Source organism: Flavobacteriales bacterium, assembly GCA_016779995.1.
Lineage (GTDB): Bacteria > Bacteroidota > Bacteroidia > Flavobacteriales > UBA7312 > UBA8444.
Genome location: JADHMO010000001.1, coordinates 45,637 through 66,900, shown reverse-complemented (window position 1 = coordinate 66,900; position 21,264 = coordinate 45,637). Strand labels below are relative to the sequence as shown.

General features: G+C 34.9%; 22 protein-coding genes. 10 read left to right on the top strand and 12 right to left on the bottom strand.

Translation table 11 applies throughout. From position 1 onward, the window contains the following. The first annotated feature begins 68 nt into the window (after positions 1–68). The gene (locus ISP71_00315) at positions 69–323 is read left to right on the top strand and encodes a type B 50S ribosomal protein L31 (GenBank protein MBL6662522.1); all 255 of its coding nucleotides are present in this window, start codon (positions 69–71) and stop codon (positions 321–323) included. A gap of 59 nt (positions 324–382) precedes the next feature. Here the strand turns inward: ISP71_00315 and pckA are convergent, their stop codons facing one another. Next, entirely contained in the window at positions 383–1,981 is a 1,599-nt protein-coding gene (gene pckA / locus ISP71_00310; protein ID MBL6662521.1) for a phosphoenolpyruvate carboxykinase (ATP), read from the bottom strand. 264 nt (positions 1,982–2,245) lie between these two features. Continuing rightward, entirely contained in the window at positions 2,246–2,632 is a 387-nt protein-coding gene (locus ISP71_00305; GenBank protein MBL6662520.1) for a DUF423 domain-containing protein, read from the bottom strand. A gap of 53 nt (positions 2,633–2,685) precedes the next feature. Between ISP71_00305 and ISP71_00300 the strand changes: the two genes are divergently transcribed. After that, positions 2,686–4,014 (top strand): saccharopine dehydrogenase NADP-binding domain-containing protein, encoded by a 1,329-nt coding sequence (locus ISP71_00300; protein ID MBL6662519.1) that lies wholly within the window; start codon positions 2,686–2,688, stop codon positions 4,012–4,014. Here ISP71_00300 and ISP71_00295 read toward each other — a convergent pair. From ISP71_00295 to ISP71_00285, 3 genes are read right to left on the bottom strand one after another with little or no spacing between them, the layout of a single operon-like run. Continuing rightward, positions 4,004–4,705, bottom strand: a complete 702-nt coding sequence (locus tag ISP71_00295) for a methyltransferase (protein MBL6662518.1) — start codon at positions 4,703–4,705, stop codon at positions 4,004–4,006. The genes ISP71_00300 and ISP71_00295 overlap by 11 nt on opposite strands. Then, complete coding sequence (locus tag ISP71_00290) at positions 4,706–5,284, bottom strand: hypothetical protein (GenBank protein ID MBL6662517.1); 579 nt, start codon at positions 5,282–5,284, stop codon at positions 4,706–4,708. Positions 5,285–5,287: 3 nt separating this feature from the next. Next, on the bottom strand, positions 5,288–6,730 hold the full coding sequence (locus ISP71_00285; protein MBL6662516.1) for a glyceraldehyde-3-phosphate dehydrogenase: 1,443 nt from the start codon (positions 6,728–6,730) through the stop codon (positions 5,288–5,290). Between the two features lie 121 nt (positions 6,731–6,851). Between ISP71_00285 and ISP71_00280 the strand changes: the two genes are divergently transcribed. The 7 genes from ISP71_00280 (at position 6,852) to ISP71_00250 (ending at position 13,741) form a co-directional block, all read left to right on the top strand. Next, the gene (locus ISP71_00280; protein MBL6662515.1) at positions 6,852–7,625 is read left to right on the top strand and encodes a diaminopimelate epimerase; all 774 of its coding nucleotides are present in this window, start codon (positions 6,852–6,854) and stop codon (positions 7,623–7,625) included. Continuing rightward, the gene (locus ISP71_00275) at positions 7,619–8,134 is read left to right on the top strand and encodes a GNAT family N-acetyltransferase (GenBank protein ID MBL6662514.1); all 516 of its coding nucleotides are present in this window, start codon (positions 7,619–7,621) and stop codon (positions 8,132–8,134) included. Before ISP71_00280 ends, ISP71_00275 begins: the two co-directional genes overlap by 7 nt. Beyond that, positions 8,125–9,975, top strand: coding sequence for a tetratricopeptide repeat protein (locus tag ISP71_00270; GenBank protein MBL6662513.1), 1,851 nt, complete (start codon positions 8,125–8,127; stop codon positions 9,973–9,975). Before ISP71_00275 ends, ISP71_00270 begins: the two co-directional genes overlap by 10 nt. Beyond that, positions 9,975–11,027 carry an endolytic transglycosylase MltG gene (mltG, locus tag ISP71_00265; protein ID MBL6662512.1) on the top strand — a complete coding sequence of 351 codons (1,053 nt, stop codon included), beginning with the start codon at positions 9,975–9,977 and terminating at the stop codon, positions 11,025–11,027. Before ISP71_00270 ends, mltG begins: the two co-directional genes overlap by 1 nt. Positions 11,028–11,033: 6 nt before the next feature. Continuing rightward, on the top strand, positions 11,034–12,419 hold the full coding sequence (locus ISP71_00260) for a phosphoglucomutase/phosphomannomutase family protein (GenBank protein ID MBL6662511.1): 1,386 nt from the start codon (positions 11,034–11,036) through the stop codon (positions 12,417–12,419). Between the two features lie 132 nt (positions 12,420–12,551). After that, positions 12,552–13,307, top strand: coding sequence for a hypothetical protein (locus ISP71_00255; protein ID MBL6662510.1), 756 nt, complete (start codon positions 12,552–12,554; stop codon positions 13,305–13,307). Then, positions 13,307–13,741 (top strand): DUF2141 domain-containing protein, encoded by a 435-nt coding sequence (locus ISP71_00250; GenBank protein MBL6662509.1) that lies wholly within the window; start codon positions 13,307–13,309, stop codon positions 13,739–13,741. Before ISP71_00255 ends, ISP71_00250 begins: the two co-directional genes overlap by 1 nt. Positions 13,742–13,798: 57 nt before the next feature. Here ISP71_00250 and ISP71_00245 read toward each other — a convergent pair whose 3' ends face one another. Together ISP71_00245 and ISP71_00240 are read right to left on the bottom strand one after the other, a co-directional pair. Then, on the bottom strand, positions 13,799–14,428 hold the full coding sequence (locus ISP71_00245) for a peroxiredoxin (GenBank protein ID MBL6662508.1): 630 nt from the start codon (positions 14,426–14,428) through the stop codon (positions 13,799–13,801). A gap of 62 nt (positions 14,429–14,490) precedes the next feature. Beyond that, a complete protein-coding gene (locus ISP71_00240; GenBank protein ID MBL6662507.1) occupies positions 14,491–15,063 on the bottom strand; it encodes a DNA-3-methyladenine glycosylase I in 573 nt (190 codons plus the stop codon). Positions 15,064–15,144: 81 nt separating this feature from the next. On the opposite strand from ISP71_00240, the gene ettA reads away from it, so the two are divergent. Further along, positions 15,145–16,833 (top strand): energy-dependent translational throttle protein EttA, encoded by a 1,689-nt coding sequence (gene ettA / locus ISP71_00235; protein MBL6662506.1) that lies wholly within the window; start codon positions 15,145–15,147, stop codon positions 16,831–16,833. Here the strand turns inward: ettA and ISP71_00230 are convergent. Genes ISP71_00230 through dnaA form a run of 5 tightly spaced genes read right to left on the bottom strand, consistent with a single transcriptional unit; the run spans position 16,830 to position 21,240 of the window. Then, positions 16,830–18,206: an LptF/LptG family permease gene (locus tag ISP71_00230; GenBank protein MBL6662505.1), complete on the bottom strand. Its 1,377-nt coding sequence runs from the start codon at positions 18,204–18,206 to the stop codon at positions 16,830–16,832. The genes ettA and ISP71_00230 overlap by 4 nt on opposite strands. 15 nt (positions 18,207–18,221) lie before the next feature. Further along, on the bottom strand, positions 18,222–18,596 hold the full coding sequence (locus ISP71_00225) for an SRPBCC domain-containing protein (protein MBL6662504.1): 375 nt from the start codon (positions 18,594–18,596) through the stop codon (positions 18,222–18,224). 58 nt (positions 18,597–18,654) lie between these two features. Beyond that, positions 18,655–19,371, bottom strand: a complete 717-nt coding sequence (locus ISP71_00220) for an SAM-dependent methyltransferase (protein MBL6662503.1) — start codon at positions 19,369–19,371, stop codon at positions 18,655–18,657. Next, a complete protein-coding gene (locus ISP71_00215; GenBank protein MBL6662502.1) occupies positions 19,352–19,807 on the bottom strand; it encodes a low molecular weight phosphotyrosine protein phosphatase in 456 nt (151 codons plus the stop codon). The genes ISP71_00220 and ISP71_00215 overlap by 20 nt, the downstream gene beginning before the upstream one ends. Further along, entirely contained in the window at positions 19,807–21,240 is a 1,434-nt protein-coding gene (gene dnaA / locus ISP71_00210) for a chromosomal replication initiator protein DnaA (protein MBL6662501.1), read from the bottom strand. Before dnaA ends, ISP71_00215 begins: the two co-directional genes overlap by 1 nt. Positions 21,241–21,264: the final 24 nt, after the last annotated feature.

The window sequence follows — 21,264 nt, the reverse complement described above, 5'->3', positions numbered from 1 at the left end:
AATTAAATTTAAGAGGGTTTGCTAGTTTGTGATAAGTGTTTATATTTGCACTCCAAATTATTCGAATAATGAAAAAAGGCATACACCCAGAAAATTATAGACATGTAGTGATGCAAGACATCTCAACAGGTTTCACTGTATTAACAAAATCAACAGCTAATACTAAAGATACTATCAAGTGGGAAGACGGTAATGAATATCCTCTTATTAAAATGGAGATTTCTTCAGATTCACATCCTTATTACACTGGAAAAATGAAATTAGTCGATACTGCAGGTCGTATTGATAAGTTTAAAAACAAATACTCTAAATTCTCTAAATAATCAAGGGTATAGACACAAAAAAAACCATTCTAATGAATGGTTTTTTTTTGCTTTACTTTTTACGAAAGTACTTTTAACTTCGGTGCGCTATCTAATATTTCTTGATTAGCAAAATCCGAATACTTATCAAAGTTATTATTAAACGCTTGTGCCAATTCATTGGCTTTTAAATCATACGCTGATTTATCTTCCCATGTATTTCTTGGGTTTAAAATTTCTGAGGGAACATCATCGCATTGGCTTGGCATAGCCAAACCAAAAACCTCATGTTTTTTATATTCTACACTTTCTAACTTGCCTTCTAAAGCTGCAGTTATTAAAGAACGTGTATATTTTAAACTTAATCGTGAGCCTATTCCATAAGCTCCTCCTGACCAACCCGTATTGACTAGCCAAACATTAACTTGACTACTTTTCATTTTTTCGCCTAATAGCTCGGCATATCTAGTAGGGTGTAAGGGCAAGAATGGTTCTCCAAAACAAGCCGAAAAAGTAGTGCTAGGTTCTGTAATACCTTCTTCTGTACCAGCTACCTTGGCTGTATAGCCAGAAATAAAATGATACATAGCTTGTCCAGTATTCAGTTTAGATATTGGAGGTAATACACCAAAAGCATCGCAAGTCAAAAAGAAAATATTTTGGGGTGCACTTGCCATTGATGGAATAGCAATATTTCGGATATGGTCAATAGGATAGCTGACTCTAGTGTTTTCAGTAATGCTACTGTCTTCAAAATCAACATCTTTTGTGCCGTTTTTAAAGATTATATTCTCTAGTAAAGCACCTTTTTTAATTGCTGCAAAAATATCGGGTTCTTTTTCGGCGGTTAAATCAATACACTTAGCATAACACCCTCCTTCAAAATTAAACACACTATTATCGCTCCAACCGTGTTCGTCATCACCAATTAATTTTCTATTGGGGTCGGCAGATAGGGTAGTTTTTCCTGTTCCAGATAGTCCAAAAAACACAGCAGTATCTCCATTAGCACCGACATTGGCTGAACAGTGCATTGAAAGTACATTTTTCTCATGTGGAAGAATGAAATTTAGTACTGAAAAAATACCTTTTTTGATTTCTCCCGTGTAGCCAGTTCCACCAATTAAAATGTTTTTATCGGTAAAATTGATGATAGCGAAGTTATGTTGTCTAGTGCCATCAATTTCAGCATTTGCCATAAAACTTGGTACATTAATAATCGACCAATCGGGAGTGAAGTTGTTAAGTTCTTCTTCAGTTGGTCGTAAGAACATATTGTAGGCAAATAGGTTAGACCAAGGGTATTCGTTGATTACTCTAATGTTTAATCGAAAATTTTCATCTGCACAAGCATAAACATCTCTGACATATACGTCTTTACCTTTGAGGTATTCTGTTACTTTATTATAAAGAGTGTGGTATTTTTCAGGACTAAAAGGAATATTGACATCGCCCCACCAAACGACATTTTCAGTAGTACTGTCTTTGACTACAAACCTATCCTTAGGTGAACGTCCGGTAAACTCTCCTGTATTGATAGAAATAGCACCAGAATTTGCCAAAGTGGCGTAGTTCTTTGAAAGAGATATCTCAGTAAGTTGTTCGGCTGAAAGGTTCCAATTTGCATTAACTTCAGTAATTCTCAAATCTTCTAAGGATTTGATGCTCACATTTTTCATAGTTAAATTCTTTTTGTTGGCTGACAAAGATTAAAATTTATATCTAGTAGACCAAAAAAAAAATAGAGTTTTTCAGATAAGAATTTCAAAAATCAAAATTTAAAAAGTGTGTATATCAAACACTAAGTTAGAGTATAATTAAGACAATAATGTGCTTTTTAAGCATTATAAATTTTTGAAAAAATGTACAGTTTTTTGGGCTTTAAAAACACATAATAGCACTTTGGTCAATAAATTTATTCTTTAAAAACGTCTTTTAAAAAATCAAAGTTGTGTTTTCTTGTAATTTTTGGTAATTAAAATGAGCCATGAAAGCATTAGTAAAAGCCCTCCAATAGGAGTTATTGGACCTAATAATGATAAATTAATTCCAATTAAGTCTTGTAAGGACAATAGATATATAGAAAATGAAAAGAATACTATTCCAATAAGCATGAATTTTCCAATTAAGGCAGTAGCATTTAGTTTATTGGCATTTAGACCAATAATTAGAAGTGCTAATGAATGGTAAAATTGATACCTCACACCAGTTTCAAAACTATTTAGCTTTTCGGTTGTTAATAATTCATTGAGGGTATGAGCACCAAATGCACCTAGGCCCACAGCCAAAAATGCTAAAAGTCCTGCTATGCTGATAAGCTTATTGTTCATAGAATAAATTTTGTTGCTAATTTACATATATTAGCCACTCATTTAATAAAGATATGAAACGAATATTTGTTGTTGGTGCAGGTTTATCTGCAACTTCTTTAATAGACTATTTACTAGAAAAGTCTGATAAAAACAATTGGCAAGTAACAGTAGGAGATTACGATTATGATCTTGCTATACAAAAAGTAAATGACCACCCTAATGGCATTGCTTTGGAGTTTGATGTCTTTGATGTAGAACAACGTAATGACGCTATTCGAGACGCTGACATTGTGGTGTCTATGCTACCAGCTAGTATGCACGTATTATTGGCTGAAGACTGTGTTATTCAGGGTGTAAATATGATAACAGCTTCCTATGTTTCAAATGATATAAAAGCCTTGAATGAAAAAGCACAAGAAAAAGGTGTTTTATTGCTCAATGAAATGGGTTTAGACCCAGGGATTGATCATTTGTCAGCAAAGAAAATTATAGATGAAATTCAAGCAAAGGGTGGAGAGATTACACTTTTTAAATCTTTTTGTGGTGGCTTAGTAGCTCCAGAGTACGACAACAATCCATGGAATTATAAATTCACTTGGAATCCTAGAAATGTAGTCTTAGCAGGACAAGGAACGGCACAATTTATTCGAAACAACCAGCCCAAATTTATATCCTATAACAAGCTATTTAGAAGAACTGAATTAATTGAAGTTTTGGATGAAGGACAATTTGAAGGTTATGCCAATAGAGATTCCTTATCATACAGAGAAATATATGGTCTAGAAAATATACCTACTATGTTTAGGGGTACACTTAGAAGGCCAGGTTTTTCTGAGGCTTGGGATGTATTTGTCCGTTTGGGTATGACGGATGACTCTTTTACTATATCTAATCTTTCTGAAATGACTTGGAGAGATTTCACGAATTCGTTTTTAGTCTATGATAAGGAAATGTCTGTCGAAGATAAATTACAAGACTACTTATCTGTTGACGCTACCATTATGGAAAAAATAGCTTGGCTTGGATTGTTTGAAAAAACCAAGATTGGCTTAGATGAGGGTAGTCCTGCACAAGTTTTACAGCATTTATTAGAGCAGAAATGGGCTTTACAATCTGAAGATAAAGATATGATTGTAATGCAGCATTTATTTGATTATACCCTAAATAACACCAATTACCATTTAAAATCTTCATTAGTACTTAGGGGTAAAGACCAAGTTCATACGGCTATGAGTATGACGGTAGGTTTACCTGTTGCTATTGCTACTGAACTTATCCTCAATGGCGAGATTACACTAACAGGTGTAAGGATTCCTACAGACAAAGAAATATATCTTCCTGTACTAGAGAGGCTAAAAGAGTTTGATATAGATTTTGTCGAAGAGGAATTTATAGTTTAAGATAAAAATCCTGACACAAATTTTTATAGTCTTGTGTATAATTATGTCTACTTTTTTCAATCGTTAAATTTTTCTCTTCAAGAATTTCTTTGTTCTTATTTAGGGCAATCAGCAGTCGTTTTATAGGGCTTTGGTGGTTACCTCTTACCCAGCACAATTTATTAATGTAAAAGTTGAATTTTTCAGCTAAGGATTGTATAGTTGCAAATTCATTGGAGGGTATTATTAAATCTAATTCTCCATTTTCATTGAGTAATTTATGGCTTTTCTCTACCAAATATTCAAGACTTAAGTTATCGTTATTTCTAGCGGTTGCTCGTGCTAAGTTTTGAGATGGAGTGGTATTTCTAAAATAGGGGGGATTACTGACAATTAAGTCATATTTAATAGAGGGATTATAATTTTGTAAGGCACAATGACTAATGTTTAATCGTTCTGACCAAGGCGAGGATTGAGCGTTAAATAGAGCTTCTTCAGCACTTGCTTGGTCAATCTCAATAGCGTGTATTTGACTTCTTGTAAAGCGTTGTGCTAACATAATTGCTACAAGACCTGTGCCAGTCCCTATATCTAGTATTTGATGTGGATATGACGAGGGCTTTGTCCAAGCACCAAGTAATACGCCATCTGTGCCTACTTTCATAGCCGATTGCTCTTGCTTAATGCTAAAGGATTTGAAATGAAACCTCATTTAGCTTTTATCATTAAAGGCTTTCCAGAGTAAAATAATAACGATTAGCTCGATAGCAACTAAAAGAAAGTGAATGAAATAGACTTGCTCTTGTTTGTCAGAAAGTAATTCAAAATATTCTACTCCTTTGTAAAAAGCATAGGAAATAGCCATACCAACTAAATAGCCTATTTGTTTGGCCATATCTATTTTGGTAAGAATGTGGTCTTCTTTGAATACCAAAGTTTCTGCTCTTACCAAATACGAACCAAAGACAAAAGTTATCTGATATCCGATGTATATGAAAAGTGCTGTTTGATAACTGTATGAAAAAATTAGAAAGGCTATCAGCATAAGCATTACGATTAGCTCTACAGCTAACGATAGTCTAAAAAAGTAATATGCATTTAAGATTTTATGATAAAATTTAGCCACGATTATCATGGCTGCTGCCAAAGCAATTCCACCTAATGAATAAACCGAAGGTTCTAAAGGCTCATAAATCGTAAATACACTACCAATAGAAACGCCCAAAAACAAAGAGTTAAACCATTTGTATAGGATAAAAGCACTTTGATTGAGGTTAATATTGGATAACATTATTTAGTAGTAACAGTTTCTTCGCACTTTAGAAATATGCTTGGCTAGTCTTAGCACTTGACGAGTGTAGCCATATTCGTTGTCGTACCAAATGTATAACACTATGGATTTACCATCATTGGAAATTTGTGTGGCTGGACTGTCATAAATAGAAGGACAACTATCGCCAACGATATCCGATGACACGAGTTCGTTATTTACTGAAAATCGAATTTGTTCTACCAATTCAGAGTCAAAAGCCGCATCGTACATTAATTTATTGATGGCTTCTAAGTTCGTTTTCTTTTCTACCGTTAAATTCAGAATAGCTAAGGAACCATTTGGTGTTGGTACACGAATAGCACTAGAAGTGAGTTTGCCTTCTAAAGAAGGAATAGCCTTTGTAACCGCTTTACCTGCACCAGTTTCAGTAATTACCATATTTAAGGCAGCAGCACGTCCACGACGATACTTGCTATGCATATTATCCACTAAGTTTTGGTCGTTGGTATAGGCGTGAATAGTTTCAAGGTGACCTTTTACTACACCTAATTGCTTTTCTACAACTTCCAAGATAGGAGTGATGGCATTAGTGGTACATGAAGCTGCCGAAAAAATAGAAGTATTGTCAACATCTACTTTATGATTTACTCCAAAAACAATGTTTGGAACACCTTTTCCTGGAGCAGTCAATAATACTTTATCGACTCCTTTGGATTGTAGATGAAGACTCAAAGCCTCTTTATCTCTAAATACACCCGTATTATCTATCACTAAAGCATCTTGAATGCCATAAGCAGTATAGTCTATGGTATCAGGACTTTTTGCAGCAATCATATTTACTGTACGACCGTTTATGATGAGGGCTTTATTTTCAAAATCTTCTTTGACCGTTCCAGTAAAAACACCGTGAACAGAATCCGTACGAAGTAAAGAAGCTCTTTTAGTAATATCTTTTTCAGAATTGCTACGAGTGACAATAGCTCTTAATCTCAATTGACCGCCTGCATTATCTTGCAAAAATAACTCCCTAGCTACCAATCTACCAATACGACCAAAACCATAAAGAATGACGTCTTTTGGGACTAAGTTATTTTCTTTTTTAATAAATGCGGACAATTTAATCTTTACGAAGTCATTAATTTTATTTTTTGAGGATCCTTCTTTATTCCATTCATAAGCTAACTTTCCTAAATCAATTTTGGCATTTTTAATACCCAATTCAAGTATGGCTTTGGCTAGAGGTAGGGTTTGATGAACGCTAATATCCTGCTTGACAAATTTAGCAGCATAATCATGGAGGTTTAAGATTTCACTTTTAGTGATATGTGTCATTCTATTTCTGAACATAACTAATTCTGTGGCATATTCTAGAATCAAACGGCTCACAACGTCAGATAGTTCTGAAGTGGTCTTTTCTTTATCTATCCAAAGGGACAGTTCGTTTTCGTAATTTTCAGTTTTCATATTGAGGTGTAAGGAATGTTAGTTAGTTTCGGCAAATTTACAGATTTGATATTCACAAGCAATAAAATTTTACAAAAATGAAAAGCGTACAAAATACGATTGTATTACGTAAATTTGAGGCATGAATATCCAATTTCAAAAATATCAAGGTGCGGGTAATGATTTTATAATTATCGATAACAGAGGATTGTTATTTGACGATTCTAATCATAAGCTCATTCAAAATTTGTGCGATAGAAAGTTGGGAATTGGTGCTGATGGACTTATCTTATTGCAAAATGCCACAAACTATGACTTTGAGATGGTGTATTACAATGCAGACGGTCATTTAGGTTCTATGTGTGGTAATGGTGGTAGATGTATCGTTGACTTTGCTAAACAACTGAATATCTTCGAAAAAGAATGTCATTTTTTAGCATGCGATGGCCCACATTTAGCCACTTGGACTAGCTCTTTTGTTTCTTTAAGAATGCAAAATGTAGAAGAAATAGAAAGTGGTGAGGATTATTTTTTTCTAGATACGGGCTCTCCACATTATGTCAAATTTGTTGAAGACATAGAGTCTGTTAATGTGTTTGAAGAAGGTCAGAAAATACGTTACAATGAACGATTTAAAAATGAGGGTACTAATGTCAATTTTGTTCAGATAAAAGACAAGAAACTTTATGTTAGAACTTATGAAAGAGGAGTTGAAGATGAAACCTTGGCTTGTGGTACAGGTGTTGTTGCTTCTGTACTATCGGCATTTGACGCTAAGTTAATTACTAATAATACTGTTGAAGTAATAGCTTTGGGTGGTGATTTAAAAGTAAATTTTGAGAAAAAAGACCATTATCACACTATAGATTTAGTAGGTCCTTACAATTGTGTATTCAAAGGTGAAATAAAATGTTAGTAGGCGAAAACATCAGGTTAAGGGCTTTAGAGCCAGAGGATTTAGATTTGTTTTACAAATGGGAAAACGACTCTAGTATATGGAAGATAAGCCAAACTTATAAACCCTTTTCAAGGTATCTTTTAAAACAATATTTGGAAAATGCTCACCAAGATATTTTTACCGTTAAGCAGTTGCGTTTAATGATTGAAAGGGAGGGAGTTGCTATAGGAACGATTGATTTGTTTGATTATGAGCCTATGCATGCCCGAGCAGGTTTAGGAATTTGGATAGTGCAAGAGTCCAATAGAAGACAAGGTTATGCCAAGGAAGCCTTAAGACTTATCATAGAATACGCCTTTTTTAAATTGCAACTCAATCAATTATATTGTAATATTTCTGCCAATAATCAAGCCAGTATTAATTTATTCAGTTCTTTAGACTTTGTGCTTATTGGTGTTAAGAAAAAATGGAATAAGTCGCCAAACGGTTGGGAAGATGAATTGATGTTTCAGTTATTGTGCGAATAATATACATTTCCATATTTATTACTTTAGTAGGATGTACCTCAAGGATAGAGCCTTACACCACTTATCTAAATCACCACGATACGGTTGCTTATGTGGGCAAGGAGAGTTGTATGGCTTGTCATTACGATATTTATCAAACGTATGTACAAACAGGAATGGGGCAGTCTATGTCCTTAGCTACGCTACAAAACAGTGAGGCTATTTTTACTGAGAATTCCATACTTACAGATACATTTAATCAGTTTCGCTACCATCCGTTTTGGAAAGATAGTGTGCTGAAATTAAAGGAGTTGCACGCTTATGGTGAACGCATAGAAGATGTAGATTTTATTGTTGGCTCTGGACACCATACCAATTCACATTTGTGGGAAGAAGGGGGTTATGTTCATCAGATGCCTTTTACTTATTATACCCAAGATGGTCATTTGGATTTTCCTCCTGGATTTGAAGACGGTTACAATAGCCGTTTCTCTAGAAAAATAGGACTAGAATGTATGAGTTGTCATAACGCTACTCCAGATTTTGTTTTGGGTTCAGAGAATAAGTATCATAGCGTAGCTCAAGGGATAGATTGTGAACGTTGTCATGGACCCGGAGAACTACATGTTCAGCGTATGCTAAATGGCGAATTGGTAGATACCTCAACTCAGATTGACTACTCTATTGTTAATCCTAAAAAACTGTCATTAGAAGCCCAATTTCAAATTTGTATGCGTTGTCATTTACAGGGTAATACCGTACTTTCAGAAGGCAAAAGCTTTTTAAACTTTAAACCGGGTATGGACTTGTCTGAAGTAATGACTGTATTTGTGCCAAGGTATGAAGACGATAACACCTTCATAATGGCATCGCACGTAGATAGACTCAAGCAAAGTGCTTGTTTTACCAACTCTGAAATGAATTGCATTACTTGCCACAATCCACATCATTCTGTACAAAAGGAGAGTCCTAACTTTTTTAATGATAAGTGTTTGTCTTGTCACGACAATTGCAAAGACGAATTTAGAGAGAATGATAATTGTATAGCTTGTCATATGCCGTCATCAAGTACAATTGATATCCCTCACGTTAGCATACACGATCATAAAATTGGTATTCATAACACTGAGGATACAATAGTAACAAAAGGCAAATTCATCGGTTTAGAGGCGATAAATAACGCCAACCCTTCTAAATTAATACGAGCTAAAGCCTATTTGTATCAGTATGAAAAATTCGATGCACAACCTTATTTATTAGACTCTGCTTTAAACCTTTTGAATAGTATAGCATTAGAAAAATCTTATAAAGAACGAATACATCTGTATTTCTTGAAGCAAGACGATATAGCTATCCTGAACATTTGTAATTCTATGGAAGATTTGAGTCTAGATAAAATGTCCTACGATAATAGCGACGCTTGGACTGCCTATCGCATTGCTCAGGCTCATCAAAATCAAGAGTTAGGAATTAGTCAAACTCTTTTTTACTATAAAAAAGCGGTAGAATTAGCACCTTATGTTTTGGATTTTCGTTTAAAGTTAGCTGATATGTATTCTAACACCAATTCATTTGCATTAGCCGAAAAAGAATACCGGACACTTTTAGCTCAGTTTTCCAAACACGAAAGTGCTTGGTGTAATTTAGGATATGTTTTGCTAAAACAAGGTCAAAACCAATCGGCTATGGAATGCTATGATAAAGCCTTACAGTTGAATCCTACACACATACAATCCTTACTCAACAAGGCAAGTTTACTGATTTTAGATGGTGATTTTAACAAAGGAAAGTTATATTTGAAACGAATTTTAGATATAGAGCCTAACAACAGCAAAGCGCTATATTTATTGAGCACACTTTAATGAGAAAAAAGAAAAGTTTTTTTAAGAAATTTATTTGGAGCTTAGTAGGAGTTCTATTTTTGAGTGGTGCTATTACGGCTTCTGTCTTTTATGGAAGAATTTACCAGTCCAATGTTTCTTTAGACTACCAAAAAGAAGTATTTATTTATATACCTACTGGTGCAAGTTTTGAAGATGTCCTACAACAGCTTACTGATGAGGGAATTATTATTAGTTCATCATCATTTCGTTGGATTTCAGAAAGAAAGCATTATACAAAAAACATCAAATCGGGGCGATACCTACTTCAAGATGGTATGAATAATAATGAGTTGGTCAATTTATTACGTTCTGGTCGTCAAACTCCAGTCAATGTAGTTTTTAATAATGTTCGTACTAAAGAAGAATTTGCTGGTAAAATAGCCCATCAGATAGAATTAGATTCAGTACAAATTTTAGAGGCTATGCTAGATACGGCCTTTTTAAATCCTTTAGGTCTTGATGCCTTTACTGTTAGTAGTTTGTTTATTCCTAACACCTACGAATTTTATTGGAATACTACCGTAACAAGTTTTTTATCTCGTATGGTAGCAGAGCACCATCATTTTTGGAACGAAAGCCGACAAGAAAAGGCCAAACGTTTGAATCTGACTAAAGAAGAAGTAGTTACTTTAGCTTCCATAGTAGAAAAAGAAACCTTACAAAAAAGCGAACAGCCAGTAGTTGCAGGTTTGTACCTCAACCGTTTAAAAAAAGGTATGAAGTTACAATCCGATCCAACGGTTATTTTCGCTATTGGCGACTTCTCCATAAGACGTGTTTTAAAGAAAGACTTAAAATACGACTCACCCTATAATACATACAAATACAAAGGGCTACCCATTGGCCCGATTTCTCTCCCTTCAATTCGAGCCATTGATGCCGTTTTGAATTATCAACAGCACAATTATTTATTCATGTGTGCTAGGGAAGATTTTTCAGGATATCATAACTTTGCCCAAACAGCAATTCAACATAACATCAATGCTGCTAAGTATAGAAAAGCCCTAAACGATAGAAACATTAAACGATAATTATTTATGAAAATTAAATTTGGAACAGATGGCTGGAGAGCCATTATTGCAGAAGAATACACAGTAGATAATGTGGCACGAGTAACAGTAGGAGCTGCCCAATGGTTGAACAATAATTTTGATAAGCCTTCGGTAGTAATAGGTCACGATTGCCGTTTTGCTGGTTCGCTATTTGCTGAAACAGCCGCTAAGGTTTTTAATCACTTTGGTATTAAAGTGACTTTAGCTGACCGATTTGTCACTACGCCAATGCTTTCACTAGGTGTATTGGAATTAAAAGCCGATTTGGGTGTAGTTATTACTGCTAGTCACAATCCACCAGAATACAACGGTTATAAGTTAAAAGGAAACTTTGGAGGACCTTTATTGCCTGATGATATACAAGATGTAGAAGACATTATTCCTGATGCTCATGGTTTAGATTTGCAGTCTTTGACAATGGAAGGTGTGCAAACGGCCGATTTAGTAAAAATGTATCTCGATAAGGCTAGAGCAAGTTTTGATATTGACGCTATAAATAATTCTGATTTCAATTGGGGTTATGATGCCATGTATGGAGCGGGTAGAGAAACTGTACCAGCGTTATTGCCAAAAACTACGCTATTGCATTGTTCAAAAAACCCTAGTTTTATGGGAACAGCACCAGAACCTATTCATAGAAATCTAATTGAATTTTCTGACCTTATCCGTGAAAGCGGTCAAATAGATTGTGGTTTAGCTACCGATGGCGATGCCGATAGGATAGGATTATATAATGCTAAAGGTCAATTTATAGACTCTCACCATATTATCCTGTTGTTAATACATTACTTAGTTAAATATAAGGGCATGAGTGGTAAGGTTGTTACTGCCTTTTCGTGTTCGGTAAAAGTGGCTCAGATGTGTGCTCACTACGGATTGGAGCATGAAACTGTAAAAGTTGGCTTTAAGTACGTAGCAGGCGTAATGCTCAAAGAAGACGTTCTACTAGGAGGAGAAGAATCTGGTGGTGTGGCTATTAAAGGACATATTCCAGAAAGAGACGGTATTTGGATGGGCTTAGTTATATGGGAATATATGGCAAAAACAGGAAAGAGTTTAGATGACCTTATTCAAGAAGTGTACGATATAGTAGGGGAGTTTGCTTTTGAGCGTATTGACTTACACTTGGAAGAAGCTAAGAAAGTCGAGATAGTAGAAAACTGCAAGAATGGAGTATATACCGCCTTTGGCGATATGCCAATTGTCAAAACAGAAAGCATTGATGGCTATAAGTTCTACTTCGATGAAGATAGCTGGATAATGATAAGACCCTCTGGTACTGAACCTGTACTGCGTACTTATGCCGAAGCCAAAAATCAAGACAAGTGCTTCGAAATACTCAAGAAGGTACACCAAGCCTTATTGGATTAGTATTGAGCTAAATAGATATTATAAAGCCCGAGTATTCACTCGGGCTTTATTTTTAGTTAATAATGTTATTATTAGCACAAAACTTAAGTCATTTTTCCTAACTTTGAATAAACTTTTTTAAAACTTTAAACGATGAAAAACATTTACTTTAGTCTAACAGCTTTTGTGCTGTTATTTTCTTGTGCTAATCCTAGCAAACAAGAATGTTCCGAAAACAGCATTACAACAACTCAACTCAAAAATTATGCTGTAGTATGGCAATGGGCAGTTACTGATGCCGATATGATAAGAACCCACCTCGAATGTATCAATGATGATATGCTAGAAATGTGGCGCAATGGCGAAATAGAAAACGCTTATTATAATGCAAATTCTGAGATTTCTAGCGTAGAAAATTTGCCAAACATTTGTTACTTCCTAAAAGCTGAATCTTATAAATCAGCTAGAGAAAGACTTAATGAATTGGCGGTTGTAAAAAACGGTATTGCTACCTTCAGCGTATTCCCCGTTGGTAGCAAATGGTTTGGAAGAAATGCCGATGTTATACAAGATAAAGGTCTTACTAAATCATACGTATCGGTATGGAAGACGCTTACAGATATCAATGTAGAGGAGTATGGTGATTTAATAAATACCCAAGCTAGTAGTATCAAAAACTTATACCAATCTGGTGATATAGAAAATGTTTATTGGGAAATGTCTGGCGAGGAGGATGCTTATAAGCGTCGAACGAATAACATAACCGACTTTGTTTTCTTCATTAATACCAACAATAAGGAAGATGCTAAAGCTTTGTGTGATAGTATGGGCTTTATCCAAGCCGAGTTAATGTCTTATGAAGTGATTCCTGTCGGTGTCTTTTGGCTCGGCGAATACCAAGAGGAATAATGCAAATCATACGCTACCTACTTATTGTTTCTGTTGCCTTACTAATTATCTTATACCCCAAGGCTAAAAAATACGATATTGAAGTTGTGGTGAGTAATATTAACACTCAACAAGGTAACATTGAATTGGCTGTCTTTGACAAGTCTGAAGTGTTTTTGCAAAAGGATAAATCGATTAGAAAGTATTCTAAACCTGTGATAGGAAATAGCATAATAATTAAGGTTGAAGACCTCCCTGAAGGTCATTATGCTGTATCCTTGTATCACGATGTCAATGGGGATAAAGAATGTAATCTGAATGTAATAGGAATCCCTAAAGAGCCCTATGGCTTTTCTAATAATTTTAAGCCACTAATTAGACAACCTAACTTTGAAGATTGTCATTTTTTTGTGTCTGAAAATCAAGAAATTCACATTAGTCTGATAGGAAAGTAAAGCAAATAAAAAGCCCGAGCAAATGCTCGGGCTTTTTTGTTTGTATAAAACTAATCCTTAGTGCTTAGAAAGGTAGTCTGCTACACCAGCAAAACTTTCTTTCATAGCCTCTTTTCCTTTAGACCAATTGGCAGGGCAAACCTCACCTTCGTCTTCAAAATGTTGAAGAGCATCAACCATTCTTAAAGCTTCATCTACATTTCTTCCAAGAGGGAAGTTATTTACGATTTGGTGTTGTACAACACCTGCTTTGTCAATTAAGAAAAGACCTCTGTAAGCTATCATTGGACCGTCAGCTTCTAATTCGTCATTTTCATTCACGAAATAGTCACCAGCCAATACACCGAAGTTTTCGGCAACTGTCTTAGCTACATCAGCAACGATAGGGTAAGTAATACCTTTAATACCACCATTTTCTTTGGCGACTTGCAGCCAACCCCAGTGACTCTCAGGAGTGTCAGTGGAACAAGCGACAACCTCAACACCCTTAGCTTTGAAGTCTTCCAATTTGGCTTGGAAAGCGTGTAATTCTGATGGACAAACAAATGTAAAATCCTTAGGGTAAAAGAAAAACAAAACGTGTTTTTTACCGATGAATTGTTCTAATGAGAAACCGTCTACGATTTCACCGCCATTTACTACAGCTTTAGTGCTGAAATTCGGTGCTTTTTTTCCTACTAATACCATGTTTTAAAATTTAGTTTAATGTGATTCTTTAATTTTGGTACAAATTTAAGCATAAAGTACTGTTATTTAAAACTTATTTTCTTTATTTCTTGATGCCTAAAACAATCTACCGTATGGTCATTGACCATACCAGAAGCTTGCATAAAAGCATAGCAGATGGTACTACCCACAAATTTGAATCCTCTAGATCTTAATTCTTTACTCATTTTGTCTGATTGGGTAGATGTGCTAGGAATTTCTGAAAGCTTTTTGAATTGGTTGTGGATAGTTTTACCATCAGTAAATTGCCATATATAGCTGTTGAAACTCCCAAATTCTTCTTGAATTTTAATAAAAGCTTGGGCATTAGTCACACTTGCTTTTATTTTAAGTCGATTTCTAATGATATTAGGGTTTTCTCTTAATTCAGCTATTTGCTCATCCGACATTTGAGCCACCTTATACACATCAAAATTGAAAAAAGCCTTTCTAAAACCTTCTCTTTTTTGAAGAATAATCTTCCAGCTTAGTCCGGCTTGAAAGGTATCTAGTAGCAAGAATTCAAACCATTTTTTATCATCTGTAACAGGAACGCCCCATTCTGTATCGTGGTAGTCTAGTTCTATTTCTGAAGGCCATTGACAACGTTTTTTCATTGATTTAGTATTGGTTAAAAACTAAAATATTTTTTTCATTAGCATATTTTCAAAATAACGATATTTGTGGCAAATATTCTAATTATGTCCGATCAGCAAATTATATTTTCTATGAATAGGGTCAGTAAGACTTTCCCTTCTAATAACAAACAAGTTTTAAAAGATATCCACTTGTCCTTTTTTTACGGTGCTAAAATTGGCATTATTGGTCTTAATGGCTCGGGTAAATCGACATTATTGAAGATTATTGCTGGTTTGGATAAGTCTTTTCAAGGCGATGTTCATTTTTCTAAAGAACACACCATAGGTTATCTAGCTCAAGAGCCAGAAATGGACGATTCTAAAACGGTAATGGATATCGTCAAAGAAGGTATGCAAGAAGCTGTTGACCTTATTACTGAATACAACGACATAAATAATCAGTTTGCTCTACCTGAAGTCTATGAAGATGCCGACAAAATGGAGAAGCTGATGGCCAAACAAGGGGAATTGCAAGACCAAATAGATGCTGCTGGTGCTTGGGATTTAGAAACTAAATTGAATATAGCTATGGACGCCCTAAGATGTCCAGAAGGCGAAAAATCGGTTTCTGTATTGTCAGGAGGAGAAAAAAGACGAGTAGCACTTTGCCGTTTACTATTAAAAGAGCCAGATATTTTATTACTCGATGAGCCAACAAACCATTTAGATGCCGAATCGGTACATTGGCTAGAGCAACACCTACAACAATACAAAGGAACCGTAATTGCTATAACTCACGATAGGTATTTCCTAGATAACGTTGCAGGTTGGATATTAGAATTGGATAGAGGAGAAGGTATTCCTTGGAAAGGGAATTATTCTTCTTGGTTAGATCAAAAATCGAAACGATTGGCTCAAGAAGAAAAACAAGCTAGTAAACGAAGAAAAACATTAGAACGTGAGTTGGAATGGGTACGAATGAGTCCCAAAGGAAGACAATCTAAATCCAAAGCTCGTTTGAGTAATTATGATAAATTGCTTAGTGAAGAAAATAGACAGCAAGAAGAAAAAATAGAATTATACATACCGCCAGGGCCTCGTTTGGGTACAAACGTTATTGAAGCAAAAGGAGTTTCTAAAGCCTTTGGAGATAAGTTATTGTATGAAGACTTGAACTTTAAGTTGCCCCCAGCAGGTATAGTGGGTATTGTAGGCCCTAATGGAGCTGGAAAAACAACACTTTTTAGAATGATAATGGGACAAGAAGAAGCCGATGGCGGTTCATTCAGTATTGGAGAAACTGTAAAAGTGTCTTATGTAGACCAACAACACGCCGATATAGACCCAGAAAAAACCATTTGGGAGCAAGTAACAGGTGGTAATGAATTGCTAGAAGTTTCTGGTAAAAAAGTAAATTCTCGTTCTTATGTAGCTAAATTTAATTTTCAAGGTTCTGACCAAAATAAAAAAGTAGGCGTTTTATCTGGTGGTGAAAGAAACAGACTGCATTTGGCTATGACACTTAGAGATGAGGGTAATGTGTTGCTTTTAGATGAGCCTACCAACGATTTAGACGTCAATACTTTACGTGCTTTAGAAGAAGGTTTAGAAAATTTTGGTGGCTGTGCAGTCATCATCTCTCATGACCGTTGGTTCTTAGATAGAGTGTGTACACATATTTTAGCATTTGAAGGCGATTCGCAAGTGTATTTCTTTGAAGGCGGTTATAGCGATTACGAAGAAAATCGTAAAAAACGTTTGGGTGATGTTGGCCCAAGCCGTATTCGTTATAAGAAGTTAGTACGCTAGTTTTTTCTTACAAATAATTGCTTGATGGAGGGCAAACTAAACGACTGAGAGTCTGTATTGGCTTTATAACTCAAGAACAGCCCCACAGGTAAAAGGATAAAATTAGCAATCCACATGCCTTCTGTTACAGATATTTCAGATTCTTTGACCATCTTTTCAGCAGTTACAGATACGATGTGATAGGTGATGAAAAAGCCTACGGATACAATTACGGGCATACCAAACCCACCTTTCCTAATAATAGCACCTAATGGAGCACCTATCAAAAAGAAAATAATACAAGCCACTGCAAGAGACCATTTTCTATGCCATTCTACTTTGTGTTTTATCGCAATTTTGTGAGAGTAACTTTGATCTGAGATGGTATTGCTTAACATCGATTTTAAATACTTGACAGAAGAAATAGCATTGGCGTAAACTTTCGATGGATAATAGGTCATATTATTATCTTTTCTGCTGAAATTGCTTTCTAGCTGTTGAAAATCAACATCTATTTTATCCGAAATATTAGATTTAAAAAGATGTAATTTAGCATAACTCTTAGAGTATATAGAATCTATTGCAACAGTAAGTTGGGCATTGTTCATCATAGCGTAATGATTACGATACAATTCTTCGCTAGTTCGTTTCATACCAAAATCAGACATATCAAACCTCAAAATATCTTGTTTGAATTGGCTACGTTGTAAGGGACGTTTTTCGTCTTTTTTATTGATGTTCATCTCGTAATAGCTATAGCCATTTTCCAGTGAAATGATGAAATAGTTTTCATTTTCAGAAAGGTACATTTGGCCCTTTTCAGCAATAATTACTTTATCGTTGCCTTCTTCTGAGGTATGGTCGTAAATCATTACACCTTCCAAATCGATGCCATTTTCCAGCTTTTTATCAATCTTTATGCTATAACCACTCAATTCATTGTAAAACATACCTTCCTTGATGTTAAGGGCAGGTTTTTGTTTTCTGATATCGTATAATAGCGAACCAGCTTTAAGGTTAGCATAAGGCATAAAATAGTTAGAGAAAAGAAAAGAGGATGCTGAAATAATAATAATGAACATTAATAACGGTCTCATGCATTTTTTTAAGGATATACCAGCCGATTTAATGGCCATAAGTTCATTTTTCTCTGCAATATTTCCAAAAGTCATTATTGAAGATAACAATACCGAAATAGGTAATGCCATAGGTACAAAACGAGCAGCAGCATAAAACAACAGTTTGGATATGGTCAAGAAGTCTAAGCCCTTGCCAACTAAGTCGTCAATGTACTTCCATAAAAATTGCATAAGCAATAGGAAGATAGCTATCAGAAAAGTGAAAATAAAAGGACCGATAAAAGATTTTATAATGAAAAGATTTAGCTTTTTCATTCGGTCGTAAATACTTTATGAGCCAATAATGTGTTTCAAATTGTCAATTTGAGCATCCCAAAGGTTGGTAGCGTCTTCTCTGTCTTCTTCGTCTTCGGCAAAATCCGAAATTATAAGAGAAACATCAGAAGTTAATTCATCAATTTGTATTCTAAATTCAAAATATTCATCGGCTTCAGAGTCTAACCATCTGAATCGGATATGCTCCCCTTTTTTCTTACTGATTAACTCAGCTTCTTGTGAGCTGCCTTCCCATGTAAAAGTATAAATGCCTTCTCTGTTGATATTGACATCGTCAGCGAACCATTCTGATAAGCCACTAATAGTGCTCAAACGTTCGTAAAGTATTTTTATAGAGGATTGTAAAGGGTATTCTAGTTGATATAACATTGGATATTTTTTTAAGCTTCGAGCTCAATATATGCAAATAATTTACAATGACAAGTTTTTAATATTTATGAATTAAAAAAACACTAGGCTTTTTGTTCAAGTCTAGGGTCTTTTTTCTAAAATTTTTAATGCTGTCTCTTGTAATACTTTCCGATTCTGTGCTAATATTAGTTGCTATTACTAGTACAGTATTAGCTTGGCAATATTTACATAAATCTTCTAGCATATGATTGTTTCGAAAAGGTGTTTCTATAAATATTTGTGTTTGTTGTTGTTTAAACGACAAATTCTCTAAAAAAAGTATGCGTTTTTTACGTTCTGTTTTTTCTTTTGGTAAATAACCGTTAAAAGCGAAGTTTTGACCATTAAGTCCTGACGCCATAAGTGCCATCAAAATTGACGATGGACCGACTAAAGGTAGAACAGTAACACCTTTAGAGTGAGCCAATTTGACAATATCTGCGCCCGGGTCTGCAATGCCAGGGCAGCCAGCTTCTGAAAGTAATCCAATATTTTTACCATCTTCAATGCTTTTTAGCATAGTACATAATTCATGTTCCTTAGTGTGCTTATTGAGTAAATGAAATTTTAAATCTTCAATAGCTGTATTTATATTTGATTTTATAAGAAAGCGTCTTGCCGAGCGTAAATTTTCTACAATGAATTCAGAACAAGAATTGATATAAGTTGTATTTTCTAACGGAAGCACTTTGTTTATCTCTGTGTCAGCTAGTGTGCAGGGAATGAGTATGAGCTTACCTTTGTTGGATTTCATCATTTATCGTTTGGCAAGCTTCATACAACATCTCATAGACTTGAATAAAGCCATCTTTTTCACCGAAATAGGGGTCTGGGACATTATTTTGCTTTGATAAAGTATAATGTACTTTTTCAATATGGGATTCATTTTCGGCTAGAGATACAACATTTCTGTAATTTTCATCATCCATAATGAAAATCTTATCAAAGCGATTGAAATCTTCTGTTGTAAATTGTCTGGCAGCTAGATTTGAGATGTCTATGCCGTAAGATTTTGCTGTTTCAATCATTCGTCTGTCAGGTGGGCTGCCAATGTGATAATTGGAAGTCCCAGCAGAATCGACTATAATATCAGGGTTGATGTGCCTAAAAATACCTTCAGCAAGAGGTGAGCGGCAAATATTTCCTAGGCAAACGAACAGTATTTTCACCTTGCTTTGTTTTGAAAATATTAGTTAAGCGTTAACTTCTTCTCAATATCGTTCACAAAAGCTCTAAACTGTTTGTCGGTATCAATGAGGTTATTGACTGTTTTACAGGCGTGTAATACTGTTGCATGGTCTTTGTTGCCACAATGAATTCCGATATTAGCTAGAGAGTTTTTGGTTAGCTGTTTAGAGAAGTACATAGCCAATTGTCGGGCTTGAACAATTTCTCTTTTTCTAGTCTTAGATTTCATCAATTCGATAGGAATATCGAAATAGTCGCATACTACTTTTTGAATGTAATCAATAGAAATTTCTCTAGCAGTATTCTTCACAAACTTATCTAACATTTCCTTAGCTAAGTCAATAGTAATATTCTTCTTGTTGAGTGAAGATTGAGCAAGTAAAGATATTAGAGCGCCTTCTAATTCTCTCACATTGGTTGTGATAGAGTAGGCGATGTATTCTACTACTTCGTATGGCATTTCAATACCATCGTTATATAATTTCTTTTTAAGGATAGCAATACGAGTTTCTAAATCAGGTGACTGTAAGTCTGCTGACAATCCCCATTTAAATCGAGACAATAAGCGTTGTTCAACACCTTGCATATCTACAGGTGCTTTGTCTGATGTTAGGATAATTTGTTTGCCATTTTGATGTAGGTGATTGAAGATGTGGAAGAAAGCGTCTTGAGTTTTTTCTTTTCCAGCAAAGAATTGTACATCATCTATTATTAATACGTCAATGGACTGGTAGAAGTGAATAAAATCATTTTTCTTGTTGTCCATGATAGCATCTACAAACTGAGTTTGGAATTTGTCAGCTGAAACATACAGAACCGTTTTGTCTGGGTCCAAGTTTTTTACTTCAATTCCAATAGCATTGGCAAGGTGAGTTTTTCCTAAACCACCATTACCATATATGAGTAATGGATTAAAAGATGTGCCACCAGGCTTTTGTGCTACGGCATAACCTGCCGAACGAGCTAATCTGTTGCAATCGCCTTCAACAAATGTGTTAAAGGAAAAATTGGCATTTAGTTGTGGATCTACTTGTATCTTTTTTAAACCTGGTATAACAAATGGATTTCTTATAGAAGTCTCATTGATGTTAATGGGCATATGGATGGGGGTATTCTTTAAATTACCTTTGCTACTACTAGGAACCTTAGTGACATAAGGTTTTGTATTGTAGTTGTTATCCATTACTATACTATATTCTAACTTGCCTTCATCACCTAATTCTTTCTTTACTGTCTTCTTTAGTAAATCAATATAATGTTGTTCAAGCCACTCGTAGAAAAATTGAGATGGTACTTGTATTGTTAGTACATCACCTTTCAAGCGAATTGGCTTAATAGGTTCGAACCAAGTTTTAAAAGATTGTGGGCTGACATTATCTTTAATAATGCTAAGACAATTATTCCATACAATCTCGAAAACTTTATCTTCTGTCATTTAACTTGTTAATTTAAAAATTAA

What these genes read in the sequence shown, in the direction of transcription:
- ISP71_00315 (MBL6662522.1), top strand. Translation starts at nt 69, where the DNA reads ATGAAAAAAGGCATACACCCAGAAAATTATAGACATGTAGTGATGCAA.
- pckA (MBL6662521.1), bottom strand. Translation starts at nt 1,981, where the DNA reads ATGAAAAATGTGAGCATCAAATCCTTAGAAGATTTGAGAATTACTGAA.
- ISP71_00305 (MBL6662520.1), bottom strand. Translation starts at nt 2,632, where the DNA reads ATGAACAATAAGCTTATCAGCATAGCAGGACTTTTAGCATTTTTGGCT.
- ISP71_00300 (MBL6662519.1), top strand. Translation starts at nt 2,686, where the DNA reads ATGAAACGAATATTTGTTGTTGGTGCAGGTTTATCTGCAACTTCTTTA.
- ISP71_00295 (MBL6662518.1), bottom strand. Translation starts at nt 4,705, where the DNA reads ATGAGGTTTCATTTCAAATCCTTTAGCATTAAGCAAGAGCAATCGGCT.
- ISP71_00290 (MBL6662517.1), bottom strand. Translation starts at nt 5,284, where the DNA reads ATGTTATCCAATATTAACCTCAATCAAAGTGCTTTTATCCTATACAAA.
- ISP71_00285 (MBL6662516.1), bottom strand. Translation starts at nt 6,730, where the DNA reads ATGAAAACTGAAAATTACGAAAACGAACTGTCCCTTTGGATAGATAAA.
- ISP71_00280 (MBL6662515.1), top strand. Translation starts at nt 6,852, where the DNA reads ATGAATATCCAATTTCAAAAATATCAAGGTGCGGGTAATGATTTTATA.
- ISP71_00275 (MBL6662514.1), top strand. Translation starts at nt 7,619, where the DNA reads ATGTTAGTAGGCGAAAACATCAGGTTAAGGGCTTTAGAGCCAGAGGAT.
- mltG (MBL6662512.1), top strand. Translation starts at nt 9,975, where the DNA reads ATGAGAAAAAAGAAAAGTTTTTTTAAGAAATTTATTTGGAGCTTAGTA.
- ISP71_00260 (MBL6662511.1), top strand. Translation starts at nt 11,034, where the DNA reads ATGAAAATTAAATTTGGAACAGATGGCTGGAGAGCCATTATTGCAGAA.
- ISP71_00255 (MBL6662510.1), top strand. Translation starts at nt 12,552, where the DNA reads ATGAAAAACATTTACTTTAGTCTAACAGCTTTTGTGCTGTTATTTTCT.
- ISP71_00250 (MBL6662509.1), top strand. Translation starts at nt 13,307, where the DNA reads ATGCAAATCATACGCTACCTACTTATTGTTTCTGTTGCCTTACTAATT.
- ISP71_00245 (MBL6662508.1), bottom strand. Translation starts at nt 14,428, where the DNA reads ATGGTATTAGTAGGAAAAAAAGCACCGAATTTCAGCACTAAAGCTGTA.
- ISP71_00240 (MBL6662507.1), bottom strand. Translation starts at nt 15,063, where the DNA reads ATGAAAAAACGTTGTCAATGGCCTTCAGAAATAGAACTAGACTACCAC.
- ISP71_00230 (MBL6662505.1), bottom strand. Translation starts at nt 18,206, where the DNA reads ATGAAAAAGCTAAATCTTTTCATTATAAAATCTTTTATCGGTCCTTTT.
- ISP71_00225 (MBL6662504.1), bottom strand. Translation starts at nt 18,596, where the DNA reads ATGTTATATCAACTAGAATACCCTTTACAATCCTCTATAAAAATACTT.
- ISP71_00220 (MBL6662503.1), bottom strand. Translation starts at nt 19,371, where the DNA reads ATGAAATCCAACAAAGGTAAGCTCATACTCATTCCCTGCACACTAGCT.
- dnaA (MBL6662501.1), bottom strand. Translation starts at nt 21,240, where the DNA reads ATGACAGAAGATAAAGTTTTCGAGATTGTATGGAATAATTGTCTTAGC.